Annotated in this window: 6 protein-coding genes and 2 pseudogenes; 2 read left to right on the forward strand and 6 right to left on the reverse strand. The window is 54.1% G+C overall.

Features of this window, described 5'->3' with window-relative positions; genetic code table 11:
* Positions 1 to 241 precede the first annotated feature (241 nt).
* Entirely contained in the window at positions 242 to 517 is a 276-nt protein-coding gene (locus tag SFA35_RS25915; RefSeq protein ID WP_320579457.1) for a hypothetical protein, read from the forward strand.
* 290 nt (positions 518 to 807) lie between these two features.
* Positions 808 to 1,020 carry an Arc family DNA-binding protein gene (locus SFA35_RS25920; RefSeq protein WP_320579631.1) on the forward strand — a complete coding sequence of 71 codons (213 nt, stop codon included), beginning with the start codon at positions 808 to 810 and terminating at the stop codon, positions 1,018 to 1,020.
* A 177-nt stretch (positions 1,021 to 1,197) separates the two neighbouring features.
* On the opposite strand, the gene SFA35_RS25925 is transcribed toward SFA35_RS25920, so the two are convergent.
* The 6 genes and pseudogenes from SFA35_RS25925 to SFA35_RS25945 form a co-directional block, all read right to left on the reverse strand.
* The gene (locus SFA35_RS25925) at positions 1,198 to 1,470 is read right to left on the reverse strand and encodes a hypothetical protein (RefSeq protein WP_320579463.1); all 273 of its coding nucleotides are present in this window, start codon (positions 1,468 to 1,470) and stop codon (positions 1,198 to 1,200) included.
* A 186-nt stretch (positions 1,471 to 1,656) separates the two neighbouring features.
* Positions 1,657 to 3,234, reverse strand: coding sequence for a putative bifunctional diguanylate cyclase/phosphodiesterase (locus tag SFA35_RS25930; RefSeq protein WP_320579465.1), 1,578 nt, complete (start codon positions 3,232 to 3,234; stop codon positions 1,657 to 1,659).
* Between the two features lie 194 nt (positions 3,235 to 3,428).
* Positions 3,429 to 3,888: pseudogene (locus SFA35_RS25935) on the reverse strand (transposase); the annotation flags it as partial.
* A 148-nt stretch (positions 3,889 to 4,036) separates the two neighbouring features.
* Positions 4,037 to 4,588 carry a methyl-accepting chemotaxis protein gene (locus SFA35_RS26900; RefSeq protein WP_414058576.1) on the reverse strand — a complete coding sequence of 184 codons (552 nt, stop codon included), beginning with the start codon at positions 4,586 to 4,588 and terminating at the stop codon, positions 4,037 to 4,039.
* Positions 4,574 to 5,350 (reverse strand): annotated as a pseudogene (locus SFA35_RS26905) (PAS domain-containing protein); the annotation flags it as partial. The pseudogene SFA35_RS26905 and the gene SFA35_RS26900, both read right to left, overlap by 15 nt.
* Before the next feature lie 176 nt (positions 5,351 to 5,526).
* On the reverse strand, positions 5,527 to 7,284 hold the full coding sequence (locus SFA35_RS25945; protein WP_320579469.1) for an EAL domain-containing protein: 1,758 nt from the start codon (positions 7,282 to 7,284) through the stop codon (positions 5,527 to 5,529).
* Between the last annotated feature and the right edge of the window lie 880 nt (positions 7,285 to 8,164).

Genomic DNA, 8,164 nt, shown 5'->3' on the forward strand with positions numbered 1-8,164 from the left:
ATGCATTTTTGGAAAGTAGGACCTCAGGTCAGGCCCAGAGCGGCCGATCACCTCTGGCCTGCCATGACCTGAACATCCACCCCCTAATGATCAGAACGACGCTGCTTACCGGTAATTAAGCCAGTTTCGGCTGTTCTCTAATAATTTGTTCGCCATAATTTGACGCGATACGTCTGATAACCAGATACTCTTATTCGGATAAAGGCACAATGACATTACTTTGATTTTCTATGTGAAGCTCGTGAACACCTACGATTCCAAACACCTGCGCGTTCTAGACCTGATCAGCCTCAACCGGTGGGCTGAAATGACTGCGGAAGATCTCTATGAGCTAAAGGTGTTGATCGCGTGTAAATACGTGCACGTGGACATGCGCGTCGGCAGGGTGCCCTCGGTTCAGCTCAACCCGGAAGGTCACCACTATCATCTCAGGTTGTCAGCGATGGCCGCGATTGCGCGACCCAATACTGCTTATGCCTGCGGCGAAACTGCCAGCCTGGGTCATGCCAATCTCTGAAGCCTTACTGCTCGTCCGCTCGATCCAGCGCAGGCGGAATCTCGTCGCCTGCCGATGATGTAGTTGCGTTCTACACGGTGTGCCCATCAATGATCCCGGACAATCCAAAATCTACTCGCGCAGGAAACGAGTGACTCGTGCTTCTGTTGGGCACTTGCTGAAGCGTTTCACGTCCTGGGTTTGTATGCTGGTTGCAAAATTCTGTGTAGGAAGTTGAAACAGTGGCTAGGTCTATAGGTGTGGTATCAAGCCGTGCCAACGAAAAATTCATCGTTCGTTTTCCCCCAAACATGCGCGACCGAATTTCCTGCATTGCACAGGAAAATCGCAGAAGCATGAATTCGGAAATCGTGATGCGCATTGACCACAGCTTGGCGCGGCAAGGATATCAGACTGATGAGGTGATGCACCTGGATGACGCCGAGCTGTCGCCTCATGAGCGTGAGCTACTCGTACAGTTCGTCTATTGTCCCTTCGGCAGCAGAACGCACTGCTTGCATTGATGGACCAGGCGCCCTAACACCTCGTAGTTCACAGGATGGCTGTGAGAACCAGAAGCAGACTATCTAAGTACGGAGTGTTGACGCTGATACCGAATTGACCCAGTAGCCGATACAAAGCTTACCCAGCATTAGTCAGTGGCTAGGACCGAGGCGTCGCTGCCTGAATGCCGATGCGAATCAGTAGTCTTTTGCCTGAAAAGCAGAAATGCGCTCTATCCAGAGACCGCGTACTTGAGCCTCTAGAAACAGATACACTTCTGGTTCGACGGCTTGCATATCCTGCAGGGCTTGCACAAAACCGCGACAGAACTGAAAACCGTGCTCAATTTGGATCTCGTTCTGGCTTCTATAAAGCTCGCGTAGAGCCATACGCCAAGTGGCATAGGCCTGCTCGGTCAAACCACGCGGCAGATCCGAGGCATCTAGAAAATCAAGATTGGTAGGGAGCATGACGAGATCCTAATAGCAAGGGACCTGGGCGCGTGCCACAGGAGATGTTTATGCTACGCCACATGCGGAGCTCTGATGTACAGCAGGCACAAAAAGGTTCGCCGAAGCCGGCTTTTCTGTGAGTAGCCATTGAACATAGCACCCGATCTACGCATGCAGAGCATTGCTAACCCAGAATCGCACAGGTCAGGTGGGTGAAGGAAAACTCTGCCGAGCCAAAACAACGTCCCCAGCCGCCTGAGGCCTACCGTAAAGATAGCCTTGCGCATAGTGACAGCCGTTCTGTGCAAGCCATGCCGGCAAATAGGGCAGGTGAAAGTTTTCAATACCTTCTGCCGTGACACTCATCTTGAGGCTTCGCGCCATTCCCAGAATTGCCTCAACCATCGGCAGATGCTCGAGCTTGCCGGCCTCAAAGAAAGACCGGTCAATCTTGATCTTGTCGATGGACAGACGCGTCAAATGATAGAGACCCGAGTAGCCGATCCCGAAGTCATCCAAGGCGACCACGATCCCATAGGCGTGAAGTTTGCTCAGGTTTCGTTGGGCGGCTTCCAGATTTCCCACGAGGGCTTCTTCGGTGATCTCCACCTCGAAACGGTCAAATGGAAAATTTTCCTGCCGCAGTTGATCGAGAAGTCGATCAGGAAACGACTCATCGGTAATCATGGCAGCGCTGACATTGAGCGATAGATGTAATGTGTCATCCCACAGGCTGGCGGCTTGGCAGGCTTGCTTGACCAACGACCGCGTCATATCCGGGATCAGCCCCAGCCGTTCGAGTATGGGTATAAAGTCCGCCGGCATTCCCATGGTGCCATCAGCCTTCATCCAACGGGCCAGGATCTCGTAGCCCACCACGGTTTGCGAGGGAAGGGCCACGATCGGCTGATAGAAGGGAACGATTTCCTCTCTCTCCACTGCCCTGCTGAGCGCAAGCTCAAGATCTTGCTGAGCCAATCTCTCTTGTTCGTACTCACTGTCATAGAAGTTGAAGGTAGAGCGACCGCTATCTTTACCTCGATACATAGCCGTATCTGCGTAATGCAGCAACACCGATGGGTCCTGTGAGTCGATCCAGGAGCGGGCCACCCCTATGGTCGCCCCCAGCCGCGCTGACGTCGGCAGCCCGGGCATGGGCGCGCTCAAGCACGCGATCGTCTTCTGCGCTATCTGACTCAGCTCGCTTTGCCCTTTTTGGTCCAGGAACAGCAGACAAAACTCGTCCCCGCCCAGCCGGACGGCGGTTCCTTGATGCTGGTTGGCAATATTTTGGAGTCTGCGAGCCGCCTCAATCAGCGTTGCATCACCGACTGAATGCCCATGCTCGTCGTTAATGGCCTTGAAATGATCCAGATCAATCAGCAGAAGCGCCACGGGAGCTTGTTGAGCAAGCTGCTTGCGCAACGTCTCCATGAACACCCGGCGATTGGTCAATCCGCTCAGCGGATCGAAGTTAGCCAGTTGCTCAGTTTGCAGCTGGAGTCGCAGCAACCTGTGGTGGATTTTTTGTGTATTGGAGACCATGCGTTTGAGCACGATACTCGGCACAATCAGTGCGATCAGCGAAAAGCTCGATGAGGTCAGGATGAACCGCAACCGCTCGCCATCTTCAAAATCCCCATCGTAATGCAGGCCAAGCCAGTGCATTGCGTACCCTTCGAGCTCGAATTCCCAAAGGGTGGCAAGTCCGACGACAGTCAGCAAGGTGGCTAGCAGCAAAAGAGGTAATCGGATGTGGCTACGGCGCAACAAGTTGGTCATGGGAGGCCTCACTGGGCCGGCGCGGAGAATGTGATATCAGACAGCCATCATCTCACACGAGTTCATGCCGCTGATCGCCATTCGAATGCATTTGGTCGGTAGCTTGGCTCTATAGCTTTCATTGATCAAGCAAGCCCCCAATCAGCCTCCTGCGCAGGAGTTTTGCTCTTGCTCGATAGATGTGACGACGATTCACGATCCGGCACGTTCGGGATATCAGGTCGCTCTACGATGGCCTTTTTATAGGCATGAGAGCCTTGTTGCTTGCTGATCAAGTCACTTCGCGCATCAATATGGCGTACCTTGAACCGCCCAATTTGCACGCCGTCCTCTTTCATCATTAGCATGAGGCTACGGCACCCCGCAGCACTACGGCTTTGCATAAAACAGCTCAATGATACGGCTGCGCAAGATTACCCTCTTAGCATCCGGGGACCGACGTTTACGGCAGTACGCGTAGTAGCAGGATCGAGTGACTTCGCTTGCCGGAGTGACCCCCCCTCGATCCTGCTGGAAGGTTGTCGACCCACCGACATAAAGCCGACTGAACCAACCCGAGCGACTGCACTGCATCAGCGTGTAACCTTGGTCAAGCACCAGGTTGGCGGCTTCGCGCTTGAGTTCGGGAGTGAAGGTACGTCGTTGTCTGCTCATCAAACACTTATATGTGGCGTCATTTTCGCCTAGAAGGTGTCCGGTTTTCGTAGATCATTCCAGTTCGATAAGCAAAAAAAACGCAGAATGATCAGGCGAGAATCACTCCGTAGGAACCTTGGGCATCACTCGCTAAGTGCGGCTTGACTCACAGCTGTCGGTTGAACTTCTCGACGGCGCTGACCACCTCACGGGCGCCATTCTGAATGTCCTTGATAACGCTTCCCGCCTGCTGCGCCAATGCCAAGCCTAGTTCGGCCTGGGTCTTACTGTTTCCCATGTCGCTGACAGCCTCGTCTACAAGTGCCTGGTTTTTCTGAACCACGATGACAATTTCTTCGGTAGCACTGCTGGTACGGGCGGCCAACTGCCGCACTTCATCAGCGACTACCGCGAAACCACGCCCTTGTTCCCCGGCACGTGCAGCTTCAATAGCGGCGTTCAAAGCGAGCAAATTGGTTTGCTGAGCAATGCCTCCAATGGTCTGCACAATCGAGCTGATCAGCAGTGACTGGCTGCCCAACGCTTCCATGCTTTGAGCTGCTGAGCTCATTTGTTCAACAATCGAATTCATCGTACTGACTGTTTCATTCACAACCTGCGCACCCTGGTGAGCCGACAGGTCCGTACGTTGGGAAATATCAAAGGCTGTGTTGGCCGCTGCACTGACTTGTTGCTCACGCAGCACCTGATCAGTCACCAGCGTCGCGAACTTAACCACCTTATACAGTTGACCTCGAGTGTTGTATACAGGGTTGTAGGTAGCTTCCAACCAGATGTCACGACCGTGGCTATCCACCCGCTTGAACCGATCCGCAACGAATCGCCCGTCATTGAGCGTCTCCCAAAACTGCTTATATTGAGGCGAGGTTACAAATTTCGGATCGCAAAAAAGACTGTGGTGCTTACCCAGAATTTGGTTCATCGAATAGCCTACGGCATCCAGAAAATGCTGGTTGGCTGTGAGCACCTTGCCACTGAGGTCGAACTCAATCACTGCGGTTGAACGCAGCAAAGCCTGAATAAATGCTTCGTTCTCTTTAGTCTTGTCCACCGAAGCGGTAACGTCACTGCCGTAGCACGTCATCTGTGTAACATTGCCTTGGCCGTCGAAGGTTGGACACCAAGCCGCGTGCATCCATACCATCGTGCCATCCGGGCGGATAAATCTGTAGTCATCCTGCACGGTCGTACCATGGGTCATTGCTTGGACAAAATTTTTATAACACGGCAGGTCTTTCACGTACGATGGCGTGAACGTGCCCAGTGATTTGTTAACTGCGTCCCCTTCCGATACCCCTAAGAACTGCAAAGCGTTGGCGTTGACGGCAACGATATTCATTCCGCGATCAAGCGTTAGACTGAGCAGTTCTCGCTGCATACCTGCCCTCTCTGCTCTCAATGCAGCTAATTCGCTTTCGAGACTCGCAACCCGGTTTTTCAAGCGACGGCTGTTGAACATTAGACACCTGATAGGAATGGTGGGTTAAAACCGTATCGGCAATCAATCAGATAAATTTAGCTGGTATCATTGATGCTGATTAAATATTCAGTTGTGCCTTAAGCTGACACCAGATGGCGCTACCCTAGCAAGCGACAGCCAATTATCCGCTCTCCACTTTCTGACAGAATTTATTTCTAAACGGCACTCGTTGCGGTAAACGTCAGCGCAATGTTCTGCCGCTGCTCTTTGAGCTTTTCCAGCTTGAGCGGCCGGCTCAGAAAATAGCCCTGCGCCTCCTCGCAACCAAACTCGCGTACCAGGCTCATGCAACGAAAGGTTTCCACGCCTTCGGCGACAGTGCGATAACCCAACTCGTTGGCCAATTGCAGCACGGATCGGGCGATGACGCGGTTGCGTGGATTGCTCTCCAGGTCGGTGACCAGCGATTTATCCAGCTTGAGGATGTTGGCCGGTATTTCGTGCAGATAGGCAAAGTTACTGTAGCCAGCGCCAAAGTCATCGATGGCCACGTCGATCCCAAGCGCGCGAATCCGGTCCAGCTGCTCGATCACGCCCTGGTCGGCTCTGATCCACTCACCTTCGGTAATCTCGACTTCCAGCCGAGCAGGTTTGACGCCATGCTTTGCACACGCGCCTTGCAACATCCGAGTGAGGTCACATTCGACAAAGTCCAGCGGTGATAAATTGATAGACAGGCGCACTTCTTTATCCATCCAGTCGCCGAGGTCGGTTAGCGCGCGGTCAATCACCCAGCGGGTCACGGTACTGATCTTCCCCGCGCTTTCGATCAAGGGGATAAACTCGGACGGCCAGACTTTACCCATAACAGGGTGAGACCAGCGAATCAGCGCCTCGATGCTGAGCATGCGGCCATCCACCAAGCTGAAGCGCGGTTGGTATTCCAGATAAATGTCACCAGTGGCCAGCGACTGGGCGAGCTCATCGAGCAACGTCAGCGCACGCCGCTGGGCACGATCCTCTGCTTCATCATAGGTCGCCCACTGTAAATGGCGGGCTTGCGCTATTGCTGCAGCCTGAGCAGCTTTGACCAACAGCGCGGCGGCAGAGTGCTCGTCATCGTCACAGCAGGCCAGTCCGACAGTAATCTGTTGGTCAGTAAAGGACTCAGTGACAAGCGTCAGAAGCACTCGGGTCAGCTCATCCCGCCGGTGCCGCTCGCAGGTTAGCTGCAGGCAAAATTCCTGGTCGCCGATCTGATAGAGCTCAGCGATACCGTCCAGGCGCCGGTGTAAACATTGCGCCATGGTGTACCGCTTTTGCTGCAAGTCCAGGTTACTGGTCACGCTGACATGGGTTGCGTTCGACACCTGATGAGTACGGATCACCACCATCAACCGCACATGGCTCGCCGGGCTGGGTACGTTCTGTGTATCCAGGAAAAACTGCTGAATATTGGCCAGCCTGGTCACCTGATCGCGATAGCGCATCAACTGGCACTGCTCGATCTGGGCCATGACCAGTTGCGCAAAATCCTCGAGAGCTGCTGCTTCTGCAGGTAACAGTTGTCGCGGAACCCTATCGATAAGACACAGACTACCAAGCGCCTCACCATGCTGATTACAAAGGGGCGCGCCCGCATAAAAACGAATGCCATCAGGCTTGGCGACCAGCGCGGTATCCACAAAACGTGGGTCGAGATGAGCGTCGTTGACCACCATGATCCCAGCATTCTGGATGGTGCAGCGACAGAAAGATTGCTCAATGGGCGTCTGGGTAAGCTCAAATCCCACTCGGCCAGCGAACCATTGCCGGTCTTTTTCAACCAGAGAGACGAGTACGGTCGGCACATTGAAATGAGCGGCAGCCAAGCGGCAAAGTCGGTCGAAGTTTTCGTTGCGAGCGGTCTCCAGCCATTGCAAGGCGTGCACAGCCGCAAGACGCTTTTCCTCGATTTCGGCGGGGCAGGTCATAGCGGGCACCTGTGAGATCGAATTGTTGATAACAATATCATATTGCCACTGTTGCCGGAACGATGCGCAATGAGGGCCGACAACGAAACTAGTGGAGCGAATACTTCGCCCTATGCATCCTAAAAAATAGGATGCCTAAAAATTCGCTCCCACCCCAAAACGCTAATGGTTTGCTAAAGACAATCAATGGGTCGCCTGTCCTGAAAACTGCTCCACTGCCGCTACGACGCTGTTGGCACCCTGCTGGATATCCTTGATCACCTCATCCGCATCGCTTGCCAGCCCCAGAGCCGCAGCAGCCTGATGTCTGCTTTTGTCGATCATGCCCACGGCACCGGACGCCAGGAGCTGATTTTTCTTTACCACCTCGACGATCTCCGCCGTCGCCTGCGTGGTCCTGAATGCCAGCTGTCGGACTTCGTCGGCCACCACTGCAAACCCCCGACCTTGCTCGCCGGCACGCGCGGCCTCGATCGCGGCGTTCAAGGCCAACAGATTGGTCTGGTCGGCAATGCCGCCAATGGTTTTGACGATCGCCCCGATCTCCTGGCTTTGGGCGTCCAGGGCCTCGATACCGTGCGCGGCATCCTCCATCAGTGTCGACAGGGTATTGAGCGTAGTGACTGTGCTTTGAATAACTTCCCGACCTTGTTCAGCGCTGCTGTTCGTTCGAACGGACGTGTCATGCGCCAGACCAGCAGCCTCGGCCACTGCTCGTTCACGATTGACCTGGTCCGTCACCACCGTGGCAAACTTGACGATCTTTGACAGCTTGCCATTGGCGTCCACGATAGGGTTGTAGGAGGCCTCCAGCCATATCTCCCGGCCGTATTTGTCCATCCGACAAAATCGACCCGCGATGTACGAGCCGTTGCGCAAG

The sequence above is a fragment of the Pseudomonas sp. HR96 genome (assembly GCF_034059295.1).
Lineage (GTDB): Bacteria > Pseudomonadota > Gammaproteobacteria > Pseudomonadales > Pseudomonadaceae > Aquipseudomonas.